Below are 26,324 nucleotides of genomic sequence, written 5' to 3' on the forward strand. Positions count from 1 at the left end.
TCGATTTCTCTATCGAGGCAAAACAGTGCTAAACAGTATTTTGCAAGAATTTCTCTCCTTTCTCGGTATGGACTCGCTGAAGCAGTTTATTGCTCCATTGGGAACTAGCATCGTGACTGTGTATATCGCCTTCAAATGGCTCGGAAAGTCATGGATAGAGCATAAATTTTCTGCCGCCTTGCAAAAAAGCCAAGCAAAACATGACGAGGCGCTTGAGCAAGTCCGAATGAGGATGAATGCCGCGCTTGACCGACAGATAAAACTGTACGCGTGGGAGTTTGAGATTCTTCCGGGCCTATGGGAGAAAGCGGTAAATGCCTACTCAGCAGTTTTCGACTTCTTGCCGCCCAACCACATGCACAGATTCGATCTGGAAGGCATGACAGAGGAAGAGCTTGCAAAAGAGTTAGAGCAATTCCCTCTTGCTGCGAGCCAAAAGGAAAAATTAAAAAATAGCACCGACAGAAATAACCTTCTGTTTGAGTTTATGTATCCGCATCGACGTCAGTCAGTGAACGCCGCCTTGGGTGATTTTCGCGACGAAATTTACAAGCAAGGAATATTTGTGAATAGCGATGTCCGCGAAAAATTAGACTCTCTGTTCAAGATCCTTACGAGGGCAAAAATAGAGGACGAAGGGAATTTCGACAATAAGCGGTTGGAGCCCCACCGAGAACATTTGAGTGCTTTTAGTTTACAGGGAGGAAAAGCCAGAAAGTCATTGGAAATGGCTATACGCCATACTCTATGGCATAGTGAAAGCAATTAACGGCTCAGACTTTAAATGAAAAACTATGTGGAAGAATGGTACGGTTGGGGGGTCTCGAACCTCCGACCTCAGGTGCCACAAACCTGCGCTCTAACCAACTGAGCTACAACCGCACAAGCGCTTCAAACGCTGTTGAGGGGTCACATACGGGGCTCTGCGAAAAGTTTCAAGCGTTTTTTTCATTTATAAACAAAAAGGAGCCAGCAAACAAAAAAAAGAGCCAGCAAACAAAAAAGGGTCAGCGAAGCCGACCCCTTTCGATTTCCTTGCGGAAATTGTGACTGATCAATGATCAGACAGGCTTGAAGCCGGACATAACCTTTTCGGCGGCCTCCTTGCCGGGCTTTGCCACGGTTTCAGCAACCTTTTTGGCGGTTTCCTGCATGGACTTGGCCTGCTCGACAGTGACTTCGGCCTGCTTGCGGAAGAAAGCGGTCTGCAGTTCAACCAGTTCGGCAACGGACTTGACGCCCATCAGCGATTCCATGTGGGTCAACGACAGTTCAGCATTGGTGCGCAGCGCGTCAATGGCCTTCAAGCCAAGTTCCATGCTGCCGCTCTGGGCGTTTTGAAGCGTGGCTTCAACGGTCTTGGATGCGTCTTCAGCAGCCGTCTTCATCTTTGCATAGGCTTCCTTGGACTGGGCAGCGCCCTTTTCCGCAAATTCGCGGAAGCTGTCTGTGACCTTTGCAGGATCGAAAGAAGGCATTGAGAAAACGTCGGAGGTCTTGTTGCTAGCCATGATATATACTCCTTGAGAGGGGCCTATCTTCGCGGCCCTGCTTTTTTTGATAGGCATCATATAACATCATCTTTTGTGCATTGCAATATATTGCTGCGATGCACAATAACGAATTTTTCATTAACCCTATTTCGCGATTAAAACGCCACACACTGGACCAAATCAAGGTGCATGTTTATTAAAAATCTGTTAATTTGCCGCATCTGTGGCACTGTATGGTTTGATTGGTCCCAAAAGGATTAAGGAAAAATTATGCAGCAAATGTGAAATGTTAAGGCTGATCTGAGTGCTTGGTTTTGGAAGCCTTCAGATCTGCCTTAAACGCTCGACAGGTTGATCATGCCCGCCATTCAATACCCGTTCATTGATATCGCCGTGCACAATGCTGTGCGTGATCGTTTTGCGCGGGGTGAAGCGCTGGCGCTGTTTTCACACGATCTGGAGCGGGTGCTTTGGGCCAATGGCGCAGGCGCTGCTTTCTTTGGCACAGCCTCGATTTATGATTTGCTGGAAGATGGCCCACCAAAGCAGGACGTCACCTTCCGCCAGATCGCCTCCATGACCCGGCAATTGAAAGCCAATGGCGAAAAACGCAAGCTGGTGGTGCGCGCCGGTTCCGGCTTTCGCCTTGTGCCGATGGAAGCGCATCTGGAGCGGTTGGAAATTCGCGAAGGCGAGCCGGTCACGCTGTTTTCCATTCCCGTTGCCCATGCCGATGAAGCGGCCAAAGCCGATGCCATGTTGCGCGGTTTTGATGATCCTGACACCCATATGGCGCTGCTGGACGGTGGTGGTCATGTGATTCGCAGCTCGCGCAATTTTGATCGCCTCGGCATCACGCCGCGCACAGCAGATACCATTGTGCAGATGGCGGGGAGCCATCCGGCTGGCTTGGTGAAAAGACCTATCCCCACGGCACGCGGCTATCTGCCCGCCGCTATTGGCAAAATTGCCGATGCGCCCGCAATCTATCTGCTCTTTGCTGTGGAAACGCTGCTTGGCGCGCTGGATGTGTCCGAGGGGTTTGCTGCCGAACCACAGGCCGAGCCTGTTGTGGCGGAAAAGCCTGTGGCCGACGACGTTGCTGTTGAGGAAGCCATCGTTGAGCCGCCGGTTTCAGCGGAGGTGTTGGTTTCAGAGACATCACCGGACCTATTGATTGAGGAGACATCCGAGCGGCCAACGTCAGAAACTGCATTTGCAGATGTGGTGACAGCGCTTGGTGATATTGCGGATCTGGAGGTGGGGCCAGAGGATATTTCCGCAGATCACGTCACCCCCATGGAAGCACAAGCGCCAGAAGCTGCGCTTGAGATCACCGCTCCTGAAGCTCTTCAGGATGGTGAGACGTTGGAACCAGAAAAGCTTTCCGAGACGCTTGAGACCATTGTCCCACACGATATCCATGCTGACATGGCTGAAGAGCCGGTGTCAGATGATAACGGCGCGCAACAGGCGGTAGCGGCTGAAACGACTGTGCAGACATCAACAGAGGCCGCGTTGGAGCATGAGAGTGCTGAAGAGACCGGCTCATTTGCCTTTCAGCCAACGGCACGGGCGGTTCGCTTTGTGTGGAAGATTGATGCGCTTGGGCGCTTTAGCGATATCTCGCCCGAGTTTGCCTCCGCCGTTGGGCCGCGTGCCGCTGATATAGAAGGCCAGACATTTTCTGATCTCGCTGCCCTGTTCAATCTCGATCCAGACGGCCACATCACCGCCCTGCTGACAAAGCGTGATACCTGGTCTGGCAAGACAATCTATTGGCCGATTGAAGGCACCAGCTTGAAAGTGCCGGTGGATCTGGCAGCCCTGCCGACTTACACCCGCAACCGTGATTTTGATGGTTTTCGCGGCTTTGGCGTTGTGCGCCTGGCCGATGCCATGGAAGACCTTGATAAGGTCGGCCTGACATTTATGCACAGCAGCCCGCCCCAGATTGAAACAACGGACGCGGTGTCAGTAGACGACGAGAGTATACCCGATGATGTTGTGTCGGTGGATGATGTTGAAGATGCGGAAGAAGCCGCAGGCGAAATTGCCGAAGAGGTGAAGGCAGAGAGCGAGGAAGCCGAGCCGAATGCGGCAAGCGCAGAGATGACGGAAGACGTTTTGCCGTCCGAGCCGTCAGCTCCAGCCGCCCCCCTCTCTGATAAGATCATTCCGCTCAGCGCACGCCGCCCTGGCAATAGGGATGGCCTGTCGGCGGGTGAACAAGCTGCTTTTCGCGAAATTGCGCGTAAACTGGATGCGCTTGGTATCAAACCAGCCAACGTGGAAAAGCCGTCGCAGTATCGCATTGAAGATGGTGAAGACAGCGTCCAGCTTGAAGCGCATAACAACAACACACCCGTGACACCTGTCGCCGATAAACCAGCCATCGATGAGTCGTTTGAGAAAAGCGCTGAGCCACAAAAAGCTGAAACCGTGGACGTGCCCCCTGCGCCACCGTTGACCATGCCAGACGTGATGACGTCCGTTCGCGCCCCCGCCATCAGCAAGCGCGATGTGACCTTCTCGCCAGAGGTTCTGGATATGCTGCCGATTGCGCTTTTGGCCCATCGGGGTGATCGGCTCATTCACGCCAATCCTGAGTTTCTGGCTCTGACGGGTTATGCCGATCTGGATGCGCTGGATGCTGACGGTGGTTTGGATGCACTGTTGCAGCCTTCCGACATGTCGCCTGAAGATGAAGGTGCCGGGACACTTGTTGCTGTGCGGGCCGATGGCCAGCACCTGCCGGTTTCGGCCCGTTTGCAATCCATCCGCTGGGAAGATGCCAGCGCGTTGCTGCTGGCTTTGGTGCCGCAATCCCAGATAACCAGATCTCAACAGGATGTGGCTCAGGCTGATGCGCCCGAACATCATGGTCATGAAGCGCCTGCCGAGGAGCAAGCAGAGGTCATCCATGACGATGCCCCTTTGAATGCGTCGCTTAACGATGCTGCACGCTTGCGCGTGGAAGTGGAAGAGCTGCGCTCTATTTTGGAAACGGCCACCGATGGCGTTGTCACCATCAATGCCGATGGTGAAATCCGCTCGGTCAATGGTGCCGCCAGCGCGCTTTTCAATTATGATGAAGGCGACATTCGCGGCAAGCCGTTTGTGACGCTGTTTGCCCATGAGAGCCAGCGCGCCATTCTGGATTATCTCAGCGGCTTGACCGGCCACGGCGTTGCCAGCGTGCTGAATGATGGGCGCGAAGTGATTGGGCGCGAAGCCTCGGGCGGCTTTATTCCGCTGTTCATGGCCATTGGCCGCCTCTCCTCCTCCAATGGGTTTTGTGCGGTCATTCGCGACATTACCCAGTGGAAGCGCACCGAAGAAGAGCTGCGCAATGCCAAGCGCGTGGCCGAAACCGCGAACGCCCATAAGAGCGATTTTCTGGCCCGCGTCAGCCACGAGATTAGAACGCCCCTGAATGCGATTATCGGCTTTGCCGATATTATGGCCGATGAGCGGTTTGGTCCGATTGGCCATTCGCGCTATGCCGAATATTCTTCCGACATTGGCCGCTCTGGCCGCCATGTGCTGGATATCGTCAACGACCTGCTCGATATTTCCAAGATCGAAGCGGGTGAGATGGATCTGGATTTCGTCTCGGTGGGGTTAAACGAAACCGTCTCGGAAGCCGTATCGCTGGTGCAGCCGCAGGCCAATGCCCAGCGGGTGATTATCCGCACAGCACTGTCGCAATCGGTGCCAAATGTGGTGGCAGACCTGCGCTCCATCAAACAGATTGTGCTCAACATTCTGTCCAATGCCATTCGCTTCACGCCATCCGGCGGGCAGATCATTGTGTCGACGGCCTATGAATCAAACGGCAGTGTGACCTTGCGCGTGCGTGATACGGGCATTGGCATGAGCCGCTCGGAGCTGGATCAGGCCATGAAGCCGTTCCGTCAGGTATCGCCCGGCGGCGCACGCTTGCGCGGCGATGGCACCGGCCTTGGCCTGCCGCTGACCAAAGCCATGGCCGACGCCAACCGCGCCAGCTTTGCCATTCACTCCACCCCCAATGAGGGCACATTGGTGGAAATCACCTTTCCTTCGCCAAGGGTTCTGGCAGGATAAAAAAAGAGCAGCCGAAGCTGCTCTTGAAGTTGATGCTGTTCAACCCAAATCAACAGGGCGGCGCGTGACGAACACGCGCCAATGCGCTGTCAATATTGGAAAAACCACACATTGAGCGCCTCACAAGCATCGGATTTTTCCGAAAACCGGGTCCCGGTTTTCGGACCAATGCTGTAACGGCGCAAAACACTGCGTGGTGGGCAAGATCACGCTGCCAACAACAACGCCACCTTTCAGTCCGCGTCATTGCCTGGATCATCCAGATCAACAGTGATGACAAAGGCGCGTTAACAGAAGGTTTAAAGCCTTCGTTTGACATTTGTCACCCCCATCCTTCTCAGGTTTTCAACTGTTCAAGGCCAGCAAACAGCGCCAGAGCCTCCGGGTTGGCCAGCGCCTCCTTGTTTTTCACCACGCGGCCATGCACCACTTCACGCACGGCAAGCTCGACAATCTTGCCCGATTTGGTGCGCGGAATATCGGCTACTTCGATCACCTTGGCGGGCACATGGCGTGGAGAAGCCCCGGTGCGGATCTTGGTTTTGATGCGCTTTTCCAGGGCTTCATCCAGCACCGCGCCGGCTTTCAGCCGCACAAACAGGATGACACGCACGTCGTCTTCAAAATCCTGACCAATGCAAATGGCTTCAACCACCTCATCCAATTGCTCGACCTGATTGTAAATTTCCGCCGTGCCAATGCGCACGCCACCAGGATTGAGCGTCGCATCGGAGCGCCCATGGATGATGATGCCGCCGTGCTCGGTTATTTCGGCAAAATCGCCATGGCACCAGACATTGTCAAAGCGCTCGAAATAGGCGGCTTTGTATTTGGCATTGTCAGGATCGTTCCAAAACATCACCGGCATGGAGGGGAAAGCCTTGGTGCAAACCAGTTCGCCCTTTTCACCGCGCACCGGCTTGCCATCGTCATTCCAGACATCCATGGCCAAGCCCAAACCCGGCCCCTGGATTTCACCCGACCACACCGGCTTCACCGGATTGCCCAGCACAAAACACGAGACAATATCCGTGCCACCCGAGATGGACGACAGCTGCACATCGGCCTTGATGCCCTCATAGACGAAATTGAACCCTTCCGGCGACAGTGGCGAGCCGGTGGATGTCACCACCCGAAGCGCCGTCAGGTCATGGGTTTTCATCGGCTCGATGTCATCTTTACGCAGCGCATCAATATATTTGGCCGAGGTGCCAAACACGGCAAACTGCTCCTCTGCCGCATAGTCCCACAAGACATTGCCATTGGGCGCAAAGGGCGAGCCATCATACAGGCAAAGCGTGGTACCAGAGGCCAGTCCCGATACCAGCCAGTTCCACATCATCCAGCCGCAGGTGGTGAAATAAAACAGCTTTTCTCCGGCCTTTAGCCCGCAATGGAAGCGCTGCTCCTTCAAATGCTGCAACAGCGTGCCCCCTGCTGAATGCACGATGCATTTGGGAACACCGGTGGTGCCGGACGAAAACAGAATGTAAAGCGGATGCGAAAACGGCAACGCCTCATAAGCAACCGGCTTCGCGTTAAACGGTGCAATAAAATCGGCAAGTATTTGGCCATTGTTCAGCTTGGCGGCCAGGGCTGGGGCATCGCCAGCATAGGGAACGACCAACACCGGCACGTTCAACTTTTGCTCAATGGCACAGACTTTCTCAGTCACGTCCTGAAGTTTGCCATTATACCAATAGCCATCGCAGGCAATAAACAGTTTGGGCTCAATCTGGCCAAAACGATCAAAAACACCCTGCTCACCAAAATCCGGCGAGCATGACGACCAGATGGCTCCAATGGAGCTCGCCGCCAACATCAACGCAATGGTTTCGGGCAGATTCGGCATCATGGCGGCAATGCGGTCGCCTTTGCCAATGCCCATGGCCCGATAGGCCTGCTGCAAGCGCGACACGTGAGCGGCCAGCTCATCCCAGCTCCAGGAATAGCGGACCTTATCCTCTCCTCTAAAAATCAAAGCGGCTTCTGACCCACGTTTTGACAGCAGGTTCTCGGCAAAATTGAGCGTTGCCTCGGGAAAGAAACGGGCTTCCAGCATGGAATCAGGATGGATCAGCGCAGTTTGGCCTTTATCGCCCTTGACCTCACAATAATCCCACACGGCTGACCAGAAGGAGGCGCGATCGGTGATCGACCATTGGTGAAAAGCGTCATGATCCGCGAGGTCCACGGTAAAGCGGGCAGCGCACCACTGGCGAAAAATCGTCATTGGGCTGGCAGAAATCGCAGCGTCATTGGGGGACCAAAGCGGTTTAGCATGCGTCATAAAATTCCTCCAATTGACGATCAGCTTTGCCGGGTATTTCTGGCGAAATTATTGGTGCCGTCAATGTCTGTTGTATTTGCATGGCAAATTGCTTTGCTATATCTGAACAGAGGCGGGTCAGCGAATTTTGCAAGCAGGATCTGAAAGGCCTCACGTGACAGTGAAACCACCACAAAAGCGCTCAGCATCAAAATGCCTCAAAGGCCCGCTTGGACCGCGCCTTCTGCGGATTGCGGTGGTGGTGGTTGTTGTTTCGCTTGGTGTTTTCGTCGCCTCGCGTGTTGCTGCACCTTATATTGTATCCAGCAGCCTAGTGCGCGGCAGTATTGAAAAAGTCGTTGGCCGGTGGAGCGGCCATGACGTGCAGATTGCCGGAACACCCGAGCTGCAATTTTGGCCTCAGCCGAAAATTACGCTGGCGCACCTCACCTTGACACGCGCAGGCCCACATTCTGGAGAGGGCAAAAATTCTGTTGTCGCGCAAATCGACCAACTCTCGGCGACGTTTGGCCTGCTCAATGCCGTCATGGGCCACCCGGTGTTTGACGATTTTACCCTCACAGGTGCAACCGTTCATCTTCACCGCGACCGCGAGGGCCGCATAGATTGGAGCAACGGCGGGCCGCTGGCCAAGGCCATCGCCCATGTCAGCGAAACTGCCAATGGCGGCCAGAGCCTCTCACCGGACGTTGATGGAACCATCGGATCTTTCTCGATTGAAAACGGCCGTCTGGACATTGCCGACGATGCCAGTGGTCGAAAATTTGTCATCGAGGGGATTTTCTCACAAGTCACCTGGCCAAAAATGTCGTCCACCATCAAGGGCTCGGCCAATATGGTGATTGGGGGCATGGCCACGCAGGTGGACTTTTCCTCGGCTCAGCCGCTGTTGCTGATGGGTGGGCATGTGGGGCAGGCCAGCTTTTCGATCACGGCTCCCACCGCCAAAGGCAGTTTCAGCGGACGAACTAGCCTGATGCCGGCGCGATTTGCCTCCGGCCAGATTGACATCACCATGTCGGATGTGGCGGGCTTTCTGGCGTGGACAGGGGCGGAACTGCCGGGAATGGAAGCCCTGCACACGGCATCGATCAAGGCCACCGTGACCGCAGAAGCAGACCGCGTGCGGCTGGAAGAGCTGTCTTTGAGCGCAAATGATACCAATGCGACAGGACTGGTGGATATCACCCAAGGCAAAAGTGGTAAGCCCAAAGTCAGCGGCACGCTGGCCTTCGGCCAAATGGATATTCCGACATTTCTGGCGGCATTTGCGCTTTCCGCACCCGATAGCAAAGCCGTCAGCGGCAAAAGTGGCTTGCTGAACTGGCTGGAGTTTGATCTGGCGCTGTCGGCCCGGCGCGCCAGCCTTGCGCAATTTACCCTCACCGACATGGGGGCCAGTGTTTTGGCCACCGACGGTGCCATGGTGTTTGATATTGGCGATAGCACCCTTGCAGGCGGCACCATGATTGGCCATCTCGAAGGCAGAAATGGCGGATTTGAAAAAGGTGCCCATCTCGATCTTTCGATCACCAATGCCGATCTCTCTGATCTCGAAAACAAACTGGGTCTGAGCGGCCCCTTGCCGCTTGGCAGCGGCTCGTTGACGGTTTCCGTCACAACCAAACGCGCTATCTGGCAAACACGACCCAATGACATTACCGGCACTTTGAAGCTGACAGCAGGCCCGGGCCGCATCACCGGCGTGAATATCGATGGCATCCGAACACTGGCTGATAATCGTATCTTCTTCAAACTGGAAGATGCGGGAAAAGGCGATTTGTCCTTTGATAGCCTCAGCGTAACAGCTGACCTTGCCGATGGGGCTATCAATATCAATGAGGGCAGCCTGAAAAGCACCAGCCTGTCCTCATCCTTCACAGGGGTCATTCCCTATGCCTTCAAGGGGCTGGCGCTTTCCACCGAGATTGTGCCTCTCTCCACGTCGTCCAGTGCAGCCACTGGCACAGAGCAAAAGCCACTTCGCTTTTTCATTGCGGGCTCGTGGCCAAATCTGATTCTGTCACCCATCCAGATTCCGCCGTCCGGTTTGACGACGACACCCTGATCTAAACTTCTTTGTTTTCGTTTGTCTTTTCAGGAAAACCGGGTTCCACTTTTCCCTGACAAACTCTAGAGCCCAACGGCGGCAATATGCTCATCGCGCTGGCGCTGCAACTCACGTCGCTTGGTGCCAATGGAGGCGACGATCACGCCAAGAGTGACGATCGAAATCAAAATCGTGCAGACCGCATTGATTTCGGGCGTCACGCCCAGGCGCACCTGCGAGTAGATTTTGATGGGCAGCGTGGTTGCCCCTGGCCCTGTGGTAAAGCTGGCAATGACCAGATCGTCCAGAGACAGTGTAAAGGCCAGCATCCAGCCGGACACCACGGCCGGTAAAATCAACGGCAAGGTAATGCGGAAAAAGGTTTTGACCGGCGGGCAGCCGAGATCAAGGGCTGCCTCTTCCAAACTGCGATCAAAGGTCACCAATTTGGATTGCACCACAATCGCCACATAACACATGGTAAAACTGGTATGGGCGAGCATCACCGTGAAAATGCCCCGATCAACCCCCATCGCCACAAACAGCAGCAACAGCGACAGACCGGTAATCACGTCCGGCATCACCAGCGGCGCATAGATCATGCCGGAAAACAGCATGCGGCCACGAAACCGGCCAAAGCGCACCAGCGCCAAAGCCGCCATTGTGCCCAGCACCGTGCCCACTGTTGCCGACACAAGGCCAACCCTGAGCGTGACCCAGGCGGCATCCATCAAGCTCTCATTCGACCAGATCGACCGATACCATTGCAGCGAAAACCCGCCCCAGACGGTGACCAGCTTGGAGGCATTGAACGAGTAGATCACCAGAATGAGGATGGGCACATAGAGAAAAACAAAGCCGAGCGTGAGGACAACAGGATCAAAGCGACTTGATTTCATGACTTGCTCCTCACACTTTGCTTTGTTGGTTCTGGAACAGCGCAATCGGCACCACCAGCAAAACCAGCAGCACAATCGCCACCGCCGACGCCAAAGGCCAATCGCGATTGCCGAAAAACTCGGTCCACATGGTTTTGCCAATCATCAACGTATCGGCACCGCCCAACAGATCGGGAATCACGAATTCGCCGGTGATCGGAATGAAGCAGATCATCGAACCGGCCAACACCCCCGGCAGAGACAGTGGAAAGGTGATGCGCCAGAAGGCCTTCCAGGGAGGGCAGCCCAGATCGCTGGCGGCCTCCAGCAAAGTGCCATCCATTTTTTCCAAGGCCGAATAGAGCGGCAAAACCATGAATGGCAGATAGGAATACACAATACCAATGAACACCGCAGTATCGGTCTGATAAATATGCACCTGTTGATCCGGCCCATAGATATGCAGGCTTTGCAACAGCAGGGTCAGCAGGCCCTCTGGCTTCAAAATGCCGATCCATGCATAGACACGAATGAGAAACGAGGTCCAGAATGGCAGGATCACCATCATCAACAACGTCGGGCGCAAATCATGCCGGGCGCGCGCCATGGCCAGCGCCATGGGATAGCCAATCAACAACAGCAACACTGTCGAAATTGCAGCAATGCGCAAGGACGACAAATAGGATTCAATATAGAGCGGGTCTTCGCCCAGCATCTGGAAGTTTTCCAGATCAAGCTGAGACAAAAAATCCCATATTTTGGAAAAGCCTTCAAACACCGGCGTGTAGGGCGGCATGGCAATGGCCGTATCCGACAGCGATATTTTCACGATGATAAAGAAGGGTGCGAAAAAGAGCACCACCATCCACAGATAGGGAATGATGACGATCAACCAGCGCGCAGATCCGGTTTTGGGTGATGTCGCGGGCTCTGCCATCATATCACCTCGTTAACAACAGACCGGCATCAGCGGTCCAGCTCAGCCACACCATATCCCCAAACGTAATGGGCCGATCGACCAGACGTGACACATTGGCCTGCGCCGCCCGGAAAATAAGGCCATCCTCGCGCTTGATGATAAACACCGAGAAATCACCGAGATAGGCAATATCCCAGACTTCACCGTAGACCGCGTTGGTCACTGTTTCTGCCGGTGGCTCGGTTGAGATGTGCACCTTCTCTGGCCGAATGGCAAAGGCGACACTTGCGCCATCTGCCAGATCGCAGGGTTGATCAATCACAGCGGTGAAATCCGTGCCGATCACGGCACTCTGCTCTCCCCGGCACTGGAGACGGCCCTCGACAATATTAATATCGCCAATGAAATCTGCAACATAACGGCTATTGGGTGCTTCATAGATTTCAGCGGGCGTGGCCACCTGCACAATCTCGCCCTTGTCCATCACGGCAATCCGGTCAGAGACGGTCATGGCCTCTTCCTGATCATGGGTGACAATCAAAAACGTCAAACCCAGCTCGGTCTGAATATCCATCAGTTCAAATTGGGTTTCCTCGCGCAATTTGCGGTCCAACGCCCCCAATGGCTCATCCAGAAGCAACACTTTCGGGCGTTTGGCCAGCGAGCGCGCCAAGGCCACACGCTGCCGCTGACCGCCAGAAAGCTGATTGGGCTTGCGTTTGGCAAAACTATCCAGCTTCACCAATTTCAGCATTTCTTCAACCCGCGCAGTGACCTCACCCTTGGGCAAATTGTCCTGCTCCAGCCCGAAGGCAATGTTCTTTTCCACCGACATATGGGGAAACAGCGCATAGGACTGAAACATCATATTGGTGGGACGCCGATAGGGCGGAACACCTGCCAGATCCTGCCCCTGCAACAGGATGCGTCCCTCGGTGGGTTCTTCAAACCCGGCCAACATGCGCATCAATGTGGTTTTGCCACAGCCAGATGGGCCGAGCAGCGAGAAAAATTCCCGCTCATAAATATTCAATGTGAGATTATCCACCGCCGTAAACGGACCAAATCGCTTGGTGACATTCTCAAAGCGAATGAAGGGCACCTGTCCTGCATCCGTCCATGGCGAAAATTTTCGTTTTACCGGTCCCAAAGTCTTGGCCATTCGGCCCCCCTTCCAGCACGTCAGCACAATTGAAAACGGGGCAACTCTGTGCCCCGCTACCTTTCTTATTTACCGGTTTTGATCTGGGTCCAGAGCCGGTTCAAAACGCGCTGCGCCTTTGGATCGTAGGGCGAGATGGTGAAGAGCTTCTTCATCGTCGCCTCATCGGGATAAACTGACTTGTTGTCAAAAACATCTTTGCTGATCAAAGGTTGCGAAGCCAGGTTGCCGTTGGCGTAGGACACATAATCCGATGCCTTGGCAATGACCTCTGGCTTCATCAGATAATTGATGAATTCATGGGCCTCTTCGACATTCTTGGCATCGGCCGGGATCGCAAGGTTATCGAACCACATGTAGGTTCCTTGCTTTGGCAAGGCATAGGCGATTTCAACACCATTTTTTGCCGCTTCTGCACGGTTCTTGGCCTGGATAATATCGCCAGACCAGCCAATGGTGGCGCAAATATCGCCGTTGGCCAGATCATTGATATAGGCGGCAGAATTAAACGTTTTGGCGTAAGGGCGAATGGCGGAATAGACTTTGCCAGCGGCCTCCAGATCTGCGGTTTTCTTGCTGTCCGGATCCTTGCCCAGATAATTCAGGGCAATGGCAAAGGTTTCGTCCGAGGCATCGAGAATGTTCAGACCGCATTTTTGCAGCTTCTTGGCATTTTCCGGCTTGAAGATGAAATCCCAACTGTCCACCTTCACGTCATCGCCGAAAATCTCTTTGATTTTCTTCACATTGTAGCCAATGCCCGTGGTGCCCCACATGTAATTGACCGCATATTGGTTGCCCGGATCATATTTGGACAGGCGTTCCATGACCATCGGCCACATGTTTTTCAGGTTGGGCAGTTTGGACTTGTCCAGCTTCTGAAAGACCCCGGCCTTGATCTGCCGCGCCAAGAACGGACCGGTCGGCACCACAACGTCATAACCAGAGCCACCAGCCAGCAGCTTGGTTTCTAAAAGGTCATTGCTGTCAAATACGTCGTAGACAACCTTGATGCCGGTGTCCTTGGTGAAATCAGTGAGGATCTGCGGATCAATATAATCCGACCAGTTGTAGACATGCACTTCGCGGTCGGCGGCGCTGGCCGCAGACCCGATGAATAAGGCCGTCATGGCGGCGGCAGTCAGACGAATCATGGCGGATTTCATAAGATCTCCTGTTTAAGAGCCGCTACGCGGCATTTCGTTCCCGTTATTTTTTCAGACGATACTCTTTCTGGTTCAGATTGCACCAGACAGCGTCCCGCATCTTTTATTTTCAATTGTCTGTCTTGGAAAAACGGATCTCGCTTTTCCAAGACAAACTCTAGAAAGGAAAAATGCTGCCGACAAGCGTAAAATTTGATCACATTGTGTTGCGGCCTATTTGCTCACCAAAATGTTCGACGCAAACCGCAATCAAAACCCCGTTACTGAAAATCAAAAGCGCTGAGGCCAGCCGTCATTTCATCAAGCCCTAATGGGCGCGTTACCGGCGCTTCGGCGCGCGAAAGACAGCCCTGACGCTCACACAGACGGCAGGCAGGGCCGATCTCCACCGATTTCGGCAGGCTTTCCCGATAAACCATGTCACCTGCCAAGGCCAAATCGCAGCCCAACAGCACCGCCGTGCGCCGCAACCGCTCTTGAAACGCGCCTTGTGGCCCCTCCAGCGTGCGCGAAAGTGTTAGAAAAGCCGCCCCATCCGGCATCACCACCGGCTCCACCAGAATTTGTCCGGGCTGGGCGAAGGTGGCGTGAATGTTAAGCCGCGGACATTGCCCACCAAAGCCGGACTTGGGAAAACCCTGCCCGCCAGCCCTTCGAATGATATTGCCCGCGTGATCAATCTCCATCATGAAAAAACTGATACCGACGCTGCCAGATCTTTGCAGGCTCACCAGCCGCGCTGCCGCCTGCTCGAATGACACGCGAAAGCGCGAGCGCAGCACATCAATATCATAGCGCGCCCGTTGGGCGGCTGCCAAAAACACACCATAGGGCATCATCAGCGCGTGCGCCGCATAGCGGGCCAGCTCAAACCGGGCGATGCGCTTGGCCTCACTGGAGGTCAGCGGCAGGGCATCAAGTTCCAAACGAATATCATCGGCAAAGGCCAGCAGGCAGACCTCCATGGCCACCTCCCGCAGGTGATCAAACGGTGACAGGCGCTCAGACAAAAATAAGCGCATCGAATGGCGATCATACCGCCTGCGCAAATTGGGCATGACATGCACCGGCAACGCCCGCACCACAATGCCGTGCTGCTTGCGCAGCCAGCCCTTCAAGGCTCCTTCCAGGTCATCGCCCGCATCCAGGCTTGCATGAAACCCTTCCGCAGCAGCCTCGATGGCGGGAAAATGAAAGGTTTGAGCCTCCAGCACATCGCGCACCTCATCCATCGGCAGGCGTGCACCGGCCAGCGCCGTTTGATGCCCCTCCCGCGCCAAAAGCTCGGCAAGCTCTGACAGGCGTTTGGTTTGCTCACGATAGGCCCGATAGAGTTTTACCACGCCGCTTGCCGCATTGGGGGCGGCTTGCGCCAGCTCCACCAATTCCTGATCACCGGGAATTTCACCCGCAAGCAGGGGATCAGAAAACACCTCCCGCAGCGGGGCAGCCCCGGCACCATCGCTTTGCAGCTCTTCCAGATCCACTTTGTAAACAGACGCCAACTTCAACAAAAGCTGCACGGTGAGCGGACGCTGATTGCGCTCGATCAGGTTAAGGTAGGACGGCGAAATGCCCAGCGCCTCGGCCATGGCCGTTTGGGTGGCACCCAGACCATTGCGGATGCGGCGCACCTTGGGACCGGCAAAAATCTTATGCTCAACCATCACGCCCCACAAAATTTGACAGGATGCCATTTCAAACGATGACATCCAGATATTTACAATTTTTACAAATTTACATCAGCCCTTTGTGAAAGACAAGACACCCTAACCTCTTTCAAAGTCTGCAATTGCGCATTTTTCTTTCGGTTTTCCGCAGCGCATTGTAAAACAAGTCACAGAGGCAAACGGCATTACACAGCACAAAGCACCGATGCCGCCAGACCACGACACCCAGGAGGATAGGACTATGACTGATTTTTACAACATCATCCCCACCGCTCCCAAAGGCCGCTTTGATGGCATTGAGCGCAATTACACGGCGGAGGATGTCAAGCGTCTGCGCGGCTCTGTGGAAATCCGTTATACCCTGGCCGAAATGGGAGCCAACCGCCTGTGGCAATTGATCAACGAAGATGGTTTTGTCAACGCGCTGGGGGCCTTGTCGGGCAATCAGGCCATGCAGATGGTACGCGCTGGCCTCAAGGCCATCTACCTTTCCGGCTGGCAGGTTGCGGCTGACGCCAACACGGCTTCTTCCATGTATCCTGACCAATCCCTCTACCCCGCCAACGCCGCACCGGAGCTGGCCAAGCGCATCAACAAGACCCTGCAACGGGCCGACCAGATTGAAACGCAAGAGGGCAAGGGCCTTTCCGTTGATACATGGTTTGCACCGATTGTAGCAGATGCCGAAGCAGGCTTTGGCGGCCCCTTGAATGCTTTCGAGATCATGAAATCCTTCATTGAAGCCGGTGCTGCGGGCGTACACTATGAAGATCAGCTGGCGTCTGAAAAGAAATGCGGCCATTTGGGCGGCAAGGTGCTGATCCCGACGGCGGCGCATATCCGAAACCTCACAGCAGCCCGCCTTGCCGCCGACGTGATGGGCACGCCAACGCTGATCATTGCCCGCACCGATGCTGAAGCCGCCAAGCTTTTGACATCTGACATCGACGAGCGCGACCAGCCGTTTGTGGATTACGATGCAGGCCGCACCACGGAAGGCTTTTATCAGGTCAAAAACGGCATTGAGCCTTGCATTGCCCGCGCCATTTCTTACGCACCCTATTGCGACATGATCTGGATGGAAACCTCCAAGCCCGATTTGCAACAGGCCCGCAAGTTTGCCGAAGCCGTGCATAAGGTGCATCCGGGCAAGAAGCTGGCCTATAATTGCTCACCGTCGTTCAACTGGAAAAAGAACCTCGATGACGCAACCATTGCCAAATACCAGCGCGAACTGGGGGCAATGGGCTATAAATTCCAGTTTATCACGCTGGCGGGCTTTCACCAGCTCAACTACGGCATGTTTGAACTGGCGCGTGGCTACAAAGACCGGCAGATGGCCGCCTATTCCGAGCTGCAAGAGGCCGAATTTGCCGCAGAAGCCAATGGCTACACGGCAACCAAGCATCAGCGTGAGGTTGGCACAGGCTATTTCGATGCCGTCTCCATGGCCATCTCGGGTGGCAAGTCTTCCACCACAGCCATGAAGGAGTCGACAGAACATGACCAGTTCCGCCCTGCTGCTGAATGAGTTTTGGGCGCTTGCGCTGATCTTCAGTTCCACCGCCGCCTGCCGCCTTCAGCCGCACCTGATGGCTGCAATCACCGCAAGACCCTCCCGGTAACGGGAGGGGAAACCCTTCAAGAACCCCCAAGATAAGAGGAGAAAGACCATGACCCCACAGACCCGCGTAAAAGAACGTGCCGAAGAGCAAGCCACCAGCATGAGCGCCGACCAGCAAGCCATGATCCGTATGCTGGCCAACGACCTGCACCGGCTGAACCATTCGGTAATGAAAGCCGTTGAGGCAGGCGTATCCGTCGAGCTCGTCCGCTCCGCCCGCCACCACGGCGGCGACGGCAACTGGGGAGATTTGTTGATCCCGGTTGTGGTGACGCAAGGTGTAGCGGCCGAGGGTGCGAAAGCGGCCTGATGGGTGGATGGAGTGATTTAGGAGGGTAGCCCGGCTGGAAGGCCGGGCTATTTTTGCGTTTGGGAGCATCCAAATTTATGCAAGTGTCGTTCTTTTATCGTCGACACATGCCAATTTAGTAATTATCGATTTTCTCGCAATTGGAGTTGATGGATGCTAAAATACGGTACTAATTACTCTTAACTAAAGTAAGATCATGGATCGCACACAAGCAATAGAGCTTTTAAAGAAGAAACACGATGATCAATCCGTTCTGCTAAAAGCCGGAAACGACAGCCAAGATTTCCAGAAATGGCACCGGGATGCGGAGGTAGTAGTTCGAAAAATATTCGGCGATGGTAGTCGGCATGTCGAGGAATTCACTCGAATTAACTTTTCTCCAATGTTTTTCCCTTCTTCCCCGGCTGACAAGATGAACGCCTACGAAAAAGGTATGGGGCGAGCGAAGACGCTACTTTTGTCTCTCATCGATGAAGTCAATCAATTTGGGTTAGATGATCAGGAAGTTCACACACCAATAGACGTTATGAATTTGGTAGAAAAAATTTGCTTGAAATTCCATTCTGTCGCCCGTCAACTACAGGCACGTCATAACAATCGCGAAACCCTAACAGTTGCCGACGAATATGATGTCCAGGACTTACTGCATGCCCTTCTACGGATTCACTTCGTTGACATCCGCCAAGAAGAATGGACACCGAGTTTCGCTGGTGCAGCGTCAAGACTTGATTTCCTATTAAAAGACGAGAGAATCGTAATTGAAGTTAAGAAAACACGCCCATCTCTTAAGGCTGCAGACGTTGGAAAAGAGCTCGCAGTCGATATTGCTCGATATAGATCTCATCCCGATTGTGGTTGCTTGATTTGCTTCGTCTACGATCCAGGCGGCTATATTGGAAATCCTAACGGAATTGAGCGTGATCTTGAAAAACTGGCAACAAGCGAACTGAAAATCCGTGTTATTATCGCGCCCAAAGACTCTTAAAAAACTCGAATTCCTAATCGAGAAGATAACCATCCCGACTAAACCGCATCTTCGCCTGCCCTACTAGACCAAGCTGCTGATAAAACCGATGGCAGCCACATTGCACGCGGGCGTTTGCCGGTAGATCCGCTTCACTCATGCACAAAAGCAAGGTGGAAAACGAAGTATTTAAGCCTTTTCTTCGCGAGGACGAGATGACGTTACGACAACACCTCTGGAGCGATCCGATAGATCACTCCAGAGGACAAAACCCACAAACGATCGATCAAAACTCCTCCCAGCTTGCGCCGCCACTGCCACCGGCCACCATTTTCTTCGCAGGCACCACTTGGCGGGGAGCCGAGGCGGGTGTTGCGGGTTTGGTGCTGTAGGCTGGTTGTGACTGTTTGCGGACTGGGGCGGTGGATGTGTGGGAGCCGGAGGTTCGGAATTGGCCGATCAGGGTTGCGAGGGTTTCCGCGCGGTCTGAGAGCTGGTGGCTGGCGGCATTTTGTTCTTCCACACTTGCCGCATTTTGCTGCGTGCCTTGGTCCAACTGCGTAATGGCCTGACCGATTTCCTTGATCCCGATTGATTGTTCGCGGCTGGCCTCAACGATGGCTGTCACATTGCTATCAATTTCCTGCACACGCCCGACGATTTCTTTCAGGGCGGTGCCGGTGCGCCCGACAAGATCGACACCCGTCTTGACCTGCGCTGACGACGTGGTGATCAAATCCTTGATTTCCTTGGCAGCCTTGGCCGATCGCTGGGCAAGTTCGCGCACTTCTTGCGCCACGACGGCAAAGCCCTTGCCCGCTTCACCGGCGCGCGCGGCCTCAACGCCCGCATTCAGGGCCAGAAGATTGGTCTGGAAGGCAATCTCGTCGATGACGCTGATAATCGAGGAAATTTCCGTTGAGGAATTTTCGATTTGACCCATGGCGGCCACCGCGTCAGACACAACCCGCCCGGATTCTTCCGCCGACTGGCGCGTTTGCCGCACAAGCTCCCCAGCCTCAGACGCCCGACGGCTGGCATCGCTGACCGTCTGGGTGATCTCCTCCAGCGCTGCGGATGTTTCTTCCAGAGCTGCGGCCTGCTGTTCTGTGCGCTTGGCGATGGCTCCTGAATTATCGAGCAATTCACGGGCTGTCAGCGCAAATTCCTTTGAAGCTCCAGCAATCTCTCCAACCACCCGGTCCAGCTTGGCAACGGCGCTGTTGAAATCTTTCCGCGTGCTCTCCATGGAGTGATCAAGCTCGACAACCAGTTGAGACGTCAGATTACCATCTGCAAGTTGACCGATGGCGCTGCTCAACATGCCCACCGCCTTCATGCGCTCGGTCACATCGGTTGCGAATTTCACAATGCGATAGACCACCCCGCGCGACGAAAAGACTGGATTGTATGTGGCCTGAATCCAAACTTCTTTCCCTCCTTTTCCAACGCGCCGATAGGTATCGGCAAAAAATTCACCGGCCCGCAGACGTCTCCAGAAGGCTTCATAATCTTCGGATCGAACATAATCCGGATCACAGAACATGCGATGTTTTTGTCCAAGGATTTCGCCGCGCTCATAGCCCATGGTCTTGCAGAAAGCAGAATTGACCTCGAGTGCCACGCCTTCGGGATCGAACTCGATCACAGCGACAGACCGCTCCAGAGCACGCAGGATGTTTTCATTATGCAGTGAGGCAATCTTGGTTGTGGTGATGTCAGCTGCGATTTTGACAACGCCTACGACCTTGCCGTTTTCGACAATCGGATCGTAAGAGGCCTCGATCCAAACATCATCGCCACTCTTGGTAATGCGTCGAAACTGGCCGCGATTGGCCTTGCCCGCGGCCAGATCACGCCAAAACACGCCATATTCAGGCGTGTCAACCACCGCCTTCTCCATAAAAATCCGGTGATGCTTGCCAATAATATCCTGAGACGTATAGCCCATTACCTTGCAAAAATTATCATTCGCGCCTTGAATGGTGCCATCTGGACTGAACCAGATAATAGCATGAGAGCGCGAGATAGCATTGTAATGCGACGTAGCAATCGAGTTGACAAAAGGTAGGCGAAGCATAGGCCGAATCCTGTAGGGTGACGTTGCCGCAAGCATATGAGGGAAGCATTAAACATCCATTTAAGATATTCGGCATCCGTCATTTTCTCGCTAAAATAGCACGACCCGCCTGATGTTGCTGATCACAGGGCCGCATCCACCGTCACGAGATCAAACCCTTCATCGAGCCAGCCGGTGATGCCGCCTGCCATGATTTTGACCGGGCGGTCCAGCTGGGCAAGGCGGAGCGCACCGCGGGCGGCACCGTTGCAATGGGGTCCGGCGCAATAGGTTATAAAAATTGTCTCCTCCGGCCATTCCGCCATTTTAGAGCGCACGATTTTGCCATGCGGCAGGTTGATGGCACCAGGGATATGGCCTTTGGCAAACAGGGCGGGGCTGCGCACATCAAGCAGTACAAAATCAGCGCCCTTTTCCAGCGCGCTATGAACGTCCCAGCAATCGGTTTCAAAGGTAAATTCAGTGGCAAAATGCTCGCGCGCAAGGGCGCTGGCGGCGGGTGGAATTGCGGTTACAGGTGAGGTCATGGGGCAATCTCCTTTCACCGCATTTGTCTCAAGAAACCCGCCTTACTTGCAATTGTCATTTCCGTCGATATACGTACAGATCATGACAAACTTAACTGGCCCCCTTGTTGTCGCGCTGCTCTATGATGGGCTGTGCACGTTTGAATTCGGCATTACCGCCGAGATTTTCGGGCTGGCGCGGCCAGAGATGGGGCCAAACTGGTATCGCTTTGCCAGTTGCGCCGTTGATGATGGCCCCATGCGGGCGCATGGCGGCTTAAGGTTCATGGCAGATAGCGACCCAGAGCTGATTGAGCAGGCGGACATTATCGTTGTTCCGGGCTGGAAAGGGGCCGACGCGCCTGTGCCAAAAACCTTGTGCCAAAAACTGCGTGCCGCCCATCAGCGTGGGGCGCGGCTGGCGTCTATCTGTTCCGGGGCCTTTGTGCTGGCGGCCACCGGACTTTTGTCGGGCGGCACTGCCACCACCCATTGGCGCTATGCTGAGAAGCTTCGCCACACCTATCCCGATATCGAGATTGATGATGCCTCGCTCTACCGTGCTCACAACCGCATTTACACTTCGGCAGGCAGCGCGGCGGGGCTTGATTTGATGATTGATATTGTCCGGCAGGATTTTGGGGCAAATGCTGCCAATTCGGTGGCCAGAAGACTGGTGATTGGCGCCCATCGGGCAGGCGGTCAAGCGCAGTTTCTGGAGCGCCCGGTGGCCTTGCGAGAGGGGGCAGCCATTGCGCCGTTGCTGGAAACAATCCGTGCCAGCCTTAACGCTGACTGGAGCGTGGAGCGCATGGCCGATGAATGCCGCATGGGCCTTCGCACGTTTCTGCGCCGCTTTTCAGACGCCACGGGGCAGACGCCGGGCAATTGGTTGATTGATGAGCGCCTGGAAGAAGCCAAGCGACTGCTCTGTCAAAAGCAGGCCAATATGGAAACCATTGCCGAGGCATGCGGCTTTGGCACCGCCCACACGCTGCGCCATCATTTTCGCCGGAAAATCGGCATCAGCCCCAGTGAATATCGCGCCCGGTTCATCACCGAAAACGCATAAGAAATGACAATAAAAAACGCCCTTGTGAGAGATCACAAGGGCGTTGAAGCGCTGTTGGTAGAGTGGCTTATGCTGCCCACTCCCGGCGTGTCACCTGTTGAGGCACGTCGTCGATGCGGAACTGTTGTAGCAGGCTGACCAACTGATCGGCCTCATCGGCCAGTTGACGGCTGGCGGCGGAGGTTTCTTCCACCATGGCAGCATTTTGCTGCGTCAGGCTATCCATCTGGCCCACAGCGCCATTGACTTCGCCAAGTGCTGCCGATTGGTCGCGGCTGGCGCTGGCAATGCCTTCCACATGGGCGCTGATGGTGGCGATCTGCTGGCTGATCACCGTCAAGGCGGCCCCGGTTTCCTGCACCAGGCGAGAACCAGCGTTAACCTCTTCCGTCGATGTGTTGATCAGCGTCTTGATGTCCTTGGCAGCGCGGCCGGAGCGTTGCGCCAGTTCGCGCACTTCCTGTGCCACGACAGCGAAGCCCTTACCTGCCTCGCCAGCGCGGGCGGCCTCAACACCGGCGTTGAGCGCCAGCAGATTGGTCTGAAAGGCAATCTCTTCGATCACGCTGATGATCTGCTCGATCTTTTTCGAAGCATCTTCGATGCGGCCCATGGCCGAAACGGCATTGCCAACCACCACAGCCGATTTCTCGGCATTGGTGCGGGTTTCGCCAACAATGGCATTGACCTCACGCGCCTTCTCGGCAGCCTGACGCACATTGGATGTCACTTCGTTGACGGCAGCGGCGGTTTCTTCCAACGATGCAGCCTGGGTTTCGGTGCGGCGAGACAGGTCATCTGTTGACGACGCCATCTGCTGCACATTGCCCTGAATGGCGGTGACATTGCCCTGGATGAGGCTGATGGTTTCCTTGAGGCGGTTTAGCGAGCGGTTAAAGTCGGAGCGCAACTGATCCATTTGACCGGCAAACGGACGATCCAGCGTGTTGGAAACGTCGCCATTGGCCAAACGCTCAAGACCCGACGCCAGCTCCGTCACCGCAAATTGCACGTCCTGCTCTGCCTGCTGCTTTTCGGCATCATTACGAGCGCGGTCTGCCTCGCTTTGAGCGCGAACCTGCTCGCCCTCGGCTTCGGCGCGAATTTTGGCAGCGGCATTGTCTTTGAACACGCCCAGTGCTCGGGCCATATCGCCAATTTCATCGGGACGCTTGCCACCTTCAACAACCACATTGAGATCGCCAGACGCCAGCTGGCGCATAGCGTTGGTGATACGGGTCAAAGGCCCCTTGAAGGTTGAGATCAGACCAAAAGCGGCAATCACCGCAACAACAAGACCGATCAATGTGGCGGTTATGGAGAAGGTGTTGGCAGATTGGCGATCAAGCTCGGCAGCCTCCTGCTGAGATGCTCCAAATTCGGTCAGCTTCGACCAGATCTTGTTGATATCGGCAGCTGCCAGCTGAAAGGCTTCAATGCGGCTTGTGGTAATGGTGGTCAGTTTTCTCGCATTCTCACCCATTGCTTGCGTCAATGGGCTGATGGCTGCCAATTTGGCCTTGAGCTCAGCGGGAACGGTTGAGCTTTTTGCACTGGCATCGGCACGGCGTGCCAAACCACCCAGAGCGGCCTGAAGCTTCTGCATGTTCTCGCCTGAAGATGCTGCCAGAAAGCGCGAGCTTCTCAGCTCGACACCATCGGCAATATCCACCGTCTGACGCGTGGAGTTCAGCAGGGCTGTTGCTTCAGCGATGGGCTGGTTCAAGGATACGAACAGCTTGGAAGCTTCGCGCGCCTTGATGATTGTGGCCCCTTGCAAGCGAACCGACACCGGCCGCAACAGGTTGATGGTTTGCTCGATGGATGCAATGGTGGCGTCTGACGCATCGCCCTGCTCCACCAGCGTGGCCAATTGCTTGATGTTTTCCGTCAGCATATCGCCAATGTTTTTGCGGCTATAAGGCAGATCGGCCACAATATAGGCACCCACAGCCTTCAGCTCATTCATCTTGCTCTTGAGGCCAGCCATCTTTGCATCAGGCGTTGCTGCAGAATTGAAATTGGCCACCACTTCAGAGATGAAGTCGGCACCCTTGATCAACTCTTCAGACTGGAACAGCATGGTCTTGGCCTTGCTTTCATCCCCGGCCAGCGACTCGCGCAGCTTGGTGGCAAAGGCCAGCAAATCGTTTTTCTGTGTTGCAAGCTGGTCTGTCTGCGTCTCGATTGTTGCGCGCAACTCCAGCTCATCGTGGTTGAGCTTCCACAATTGTTCCACCCGGCTCGCAATGGCTTCGGTGCCGGCAATGGCAGCATCGATCTGCGTCAGGCCTTCGCCATCGCCAAGATTTGCACGCGTGGTTTTCAACTCGCCAAGCTGGGCGCTGATTTTACTGTCCAGTGCCGCTTTATTCTCCGCGGTCGTGCGCTGGAGAAATTCGGTCATGGCCGCATAGACGTTTTTGAAGCCGCCCAATGTCTCGACGACATTGTTGGACACTTCCATCTGATTTTGCAAAAGGCGCGAGGCGTAAAACCCTGCAAGCCCAACGGTGCTAATGCTCAAAACAAAGGGCACGATGAATACGAGAACTTTTGTCTGAATGTTCCAACGAGAAAGAAGACGGTCAAAAAACATAGCGACACCCCACAGCCATTGTGGCGAAATTTTATATTACTAAAATACAACCAATATTTCGCCTCCGATTTGTCGCACGAGCACCTAAAAAAAGTCTAAAGAGCTTCCCTAGATTTGGAGGGATATCGGCTCAGACGTCCCGAATTTAGAAATTCAGGCGTTTCTCCCCCGAAAAATATCGGCTTGCGCCTTGATCAAACCCACTATTCGTTTGGAAAGGAGCCGAATTTCTGCTCGGTGACGGTCATCATTATGGGTGACCAGCCATTGCCTATGGCGCAATGCAACAATCTCATCGCCTGCGCGCTGCAAATGCGGATCTGGGTCACCAACAAAGCACGGCAGAACCACCCGCCCGACACCTGCAATTGCAAGATCCATCAAGGAGCGCGGCCGATTGACCATCACCGTGATCTCGCCTGCATGATGCTCATGGGGCCAGCGCAGATAGGCGGAAATGGCGTGATGGGGCAAAACGGCAAGCCAGGGCAAATGCTGCCAATCGCGGACATTGCGGTGGCAATAAGCGCAATAGGCCACCTCGCCCAACAGCGTTTTCGTCAGGTTGAGCTCCTGCGGCTCGACGGCGCGAATGCCGATATCGGCTTCTCGATGCGCAAGGGCGGCGCGCTCTTCCGTCACGCACAATTCGATGCGGACGTTATCTTGCTCTTTTTGGATACGTGCAAAATTTTGCGCCATAAACCAGGCAATCCATGTGCCCACTGTTATCCGCACCAGAGCCGGGGCGCTGGTGTTCTGGCTCCAGATGTCCACAGCCCTCTCAGCCGACTCGAATGATTTCAGATGATCAAGAAGAGCGTAGCCATCGCGGGTTAGCGCATAGCCGGTCTGGCTGCGGTCAAACAGGCTGCGGCCCAGTTGTTGTTCCAGCGCCAGCATGCGCCTGCTTAATGTCGCGGGGCTTAAACCGCTTACCGCTTGAGCCGCACTCAAGCCGCCAGCATTGGCGACCTTGATAAAAAGCTGATAGCTATCCCAGGAGATGTTTTTCATAATTGAAAAACATAATGCAATGTGAAGCGTATATCCATCGAAAATGAAAAACTAAACTGACCTCAACACTGGAGGTTATCATGATCGATTTTATAGGATTGCTTGCTGCGCAAAGCACATTCTCGCGCGACACGCCTCGTCAAACGGAAGACGAATTTTATGAATTTTACGCAAATGCGCCATTTCCAAGAATGCGCCGCGCATTGGCTTGGCTACGCAAGTTGGTTGTCTGGAAAAAAGGCTTCAGCCCAAAAAGCCAAGGACCATCAATCCATAGCCAAGAAAGCTCGCCACAAGCCCGAGGGCTGCGGTGCGCACAATCATCTTGTTCTGATCTTCGCGCACTTTCGCGATAGCAATGGCGCGAGGCTTCCGGACTTGTCTGGTCATTGGCAGCACTTTCCAAAAGTTAACCCAGAAGCTGGGTTGGGAATC

At 54.6% G+C, this 26,324-nt stretch carries 20 protein-coding genes and 1 tRNA gene; 8 read left to right on the forward strand and 13 right to left on the reverse strand.

The features are described 5' to 3' along the window. Nucleotides 1–25 precede the first annotated feature (25 nt). Nucleotides 26–769 carry a hypothetical protein gene (locus tag BJF95_RS07440; RefSeq protein ID WP_075638769.1) on the forward strand — a complete coding sequence of 248 codons (744 nt, stop codon included), beginning with the start codon at nucleotides 26–28 and terminating at the stop codon, nucleotides 767–769. A gap of 36 nt (nucleotides 770–805) precedes the next feature. Here BJF95_RS07440 and BJF95_RS07445 read toward each other — a convergent pair. Then, a tRNA-His gene (locus tag BJF95_RS07445) sits at nucleotides 806–882 on the reverse strand. Nucleotides 883–1,061: 179 nt separating this feature from the next. Continuing rightward, nucleotides 1,062–1,511 carry a phasin gene (locus BJF95_RS07450; RefSeq protein WP_075638770.1) on the reverse strand — a complete coding sequence of 150 codons (450 nt, stop codon included), beginning with the start codon at nucleotides 1,509–1,511 and terminating at the stop codon, nucleotides 1,062–1,064. Between the two features lie 339 nt (nucleotides 1,512–1,850). Here BJF95_RS07450 and BJF95_RS07455 point away from each other — a divergent pair, with 339 nt between their 5' ends. Next, nucleotides 1,851–5,582: a PAS domain-containing sensor histidine kinase gene (locus tag BJF95_RS07455; protein ID WP_075638771.1), complete on the forward strand. Its 3,732-nt coding sequence runs from the start codon at nucleotides 1,851–1,853 to the stop codon at nucleotides 5,580–5,582. Nucleotides 5,583–5,919: 337 nt separating this feature from the next. Here the strand turns inward: BJF95_RS07455 and BJF95_RS07460 are convergent, their stop codons facing one another. Next, entirely contained in the window at nucleotides 5,920–7,872 is a 1,953-nt protein-coding gene (locus tag BJF95_RS07460) for an acetoacetate--CoA ligase (RefSeq protein ID WP_075638772.1), read from the reverse strand. 154 nt (nucleotides 7,873–8,026) lie between these two features. On the opposite strand from BJF95_RS07460, the gene BJF95_RS07465 reads away from it, so the two are divergent. Beyond that, the gene (locus BJF95_RS07465) at nucleotides 8,027–9,940 is read left to right on the forward strand and encodes an AsmA family protein (protein ID WP_139317430.1); all 1,914 of its coding nucleotides are present in this window, start codon (nucleotides 8,027–8,029) and stop codon (nucleotides 9,938–9,940) included. A 65-nt stretch (nucleotides 9,941–10,005) separates the two neighbouring features. Here BJF95_RS07465 and BJF95_RS07470 read toward each other — a convergent pair whose 3' ends face one another. The 5 genes from BJF95_RS07470 to BJF95_RS07490 form a co-directional block, all read right to left on the reverse strand. Beyond that, the gene (locus BJF95_RS07470; protein ID WP_075638774.1) at nucleotides 10,006–10,821 is read right to left on the reverse strand and encodes an ABC transporter permease; all 816 of its coding nucleotides are present in this window, start codon (nucleotides 10,819–10,821) and stop codon (nucleotides 10,006–10,008) included. Between the two features lie 10 nt (nucleotides 10,822–10,831). Next, nucleotides 10,832–11,737: an ABC transporter permease subunit gene (locus BJF95_RS07475; RefSeq protein ID WP_075638938.1), complete on the reverse strand. Its 906-nt coding sequence runs from the start codon at nucleotides 11,735–11,737 to the stop codon at nucleotides 10,832–10,834. Between the two features lie 4 nt (nucleotides 11,738–11,741). Continuing rightward, complete coding sequence (locus tag BJF95_RS07480; RefSeq protein ID WP_075638775.1) at nucleotides 11,742–12,881, reverse strand: ABC transporter ATP-binding protein; 1,140 nt, start codon at nucleotides 12,879–12,881, stop codon at nucleotides 11,742–11,744. Between the two features lie 65 nt (nucleotides 12,882–12,946). Beyond that, a complete protein-coding gene (locus BJF95_RS07485; RefSeq protein ID WP_075638776.1) occupies nucleotides 12,947–14,047 on the reverse strand; it encodes a polyamine ABC transporter substrate-binding protein in 1,101 nt (366 codons plus the stop codon). 260 nt (nucleotides 14,048–14,307) lie between these two features. Next, nucleotides 14,308–15,714, reverse strand: coding sequence for a helix-turn-helix domain-containing protein (locus BJF95_RS07490; protein WP_075638939.1), 1,407 nt, complete (start codon nucleotides 15,712–15,714; stop codon nucleotides 14,308–14,310). Nucleotides 15,715–15,958: 244 nt separating this feature from the next. On the opposite strand from BJF95_RS07490, the gene aceA reads away from it, so the two are divergent. From aceA to BJF95_RS24020, 4 genes are all read left to right on the forward strand, one after another. After that, entirely contained in the window at nucleotides 15,959–17,248 is a 1,290-nt protein-coding gene (gene aceA / locus BJF95_RS07495) for an isocitrate lyase (RefSeq protein ID WP_075638777.1), read from the forward strand. Next, nucleotides 17,220–17,342 (forward strand): hypothetical protein, encoded by a 123-nt coding sequence (locus tag BJF95_RS24565; protein ID WP_280950435.1) that lies wholly within the window; start codon nucleotides 17,220–17,222, stop codon nucleotides 17,340–17,342. Before aceA ends, BJF95_RS24565 begins: the two co-directional genes overlap by 29 nt. Nucleotides 17,343–17,390: 48 nt before the next feature. Further along, on the forward strand, nucleotides 17,391–17,651 hold the full coding sequence (locus tag BJF95_RS07500; RefSeq protein WP_075638778.1) for an SMc00767 family acetate metabolism repressor: 261 nt from the start codon (nucleotides 17,391–17,393) through the stop codon (nucleotides 17,649–17,651). Between the two features lie 196 nt (nucleotides 17,652–17,847). Beyond that, nucleotides 17,848–18,636, forward strand: coding sequence for a PD-(D/E)XK nuclease domain-containing protein (locus tag BJF95_RS24020; protein ID WP_175577217.1), 789 nt, complete (start codon nucleotides 17,848–17,850; stop codon nucleotides 18,634–18,636). A gap of 265 nt (nucleotides 18,637–18,901) precedes the next feature. On the opposite strand, the gene BJF95_RS07510 is transcribed toward BJF95_RS24020, so the two are convergent. Continuing rightward, nucleotides 18,902–20,695, reverse strand: a complete 1,794-nt coding sequence (locus tag BJF95_RS07510) for a methyl-accepting chemotaxis protein (RefSeq protein ID WP_075638779.1) — start codon at nucleotides 20,693–20,695, stop codon at nucleotides 18,902–18,904. Nucleotides 20,696–20,817: 122 nt separating this feature from the next. Then, complete coding sequence (locus tag BJF95_RS07515) at nucleotides 20,818–21,222, reverse strand: rhodanese-like domain-containing protein (RefSeq protein WP_075638780.1); 405 nt, start codon at nucleotides 21,220–21,222, stop codon at nucleotides 20,818–20,820. 82 nt (nucleotides 21,223–21,304) lie between these two features. On the opposite strand from BJF95_RS07515, the gene ftrA reads away from it, so the two are divergent. Next, on the forward strand, nucleotides 21,305–22,273 hold the full coding sequence (gene ftrA / locus BJF95_RS07520) for a transcriptional regulator FtrA (RefSeq protein WP_075638781.1): 969 nt from the start codon (nucleotides 21,305–21,307) through the stop codon (nucleotides 22,271–22,273). Between the two features lie 67 nt (nucleotides 22,274–22,340). Here ftrA and BJF95_RS07525 read toward each other — a convergent pair whose 3' ends face one another. The 3 genes from BJF95_RS07525 to BJF95_RS24025 all read right to left on the reverse strand — a co-directional run bounded on the left by BJF95_RS07525 (nucleotide 22,341) and on the right by BJF95_RS24025 (nucleotide 26,279). Further along, a complete protein-coding gene (locus BJF95_RS07525; protein WP_175577218.1) occupies nucleotides 22,341–24,800 on the reverse strand; it encodes a methyl-accepting chemotaxis protein in 2,460 nt (819 codons plus the stop codon). 225 nt (nucleotides 24,801–25,025) lie between these two features. Beyond that, complete coding sequence (locus BJF95_RS07530) at nucleotides 25,026–25,889, reverse strand: LysR family transcriptional regulator (protein ID WP_075638783.1); 864 nt, start codon at nucleotides 25,887–25,889, stop codon at nucleotides 25,026–25,028. A gap of 243 nt (nucleotides 25,890–26,132) precedes the next feature. After that, on the reverse strand, nucleotides 26,133–26,279 hold the full coding sequence (locus BJF95_RS24025; protein ID WP_175577219.1) for a hypothetical protein: 147 nt from the start codon (nucleotides 26,277–26,279) through the stop codon (nucleotides 26,133–26,135). Nucleotides 26,280–26,324: the final 45 nt, after the last annotated feature.

Origin of the sequence: Rhizobium oryziradicis, assembly GCF_001939045.1 — a bacterium.
GTDB lineage: Bacteria > Pseudomonadota > Alphaproteobacteria > Rhizobiales > Rhizobiaceae > Allorhizobium > Allorhizobium oryziradicis.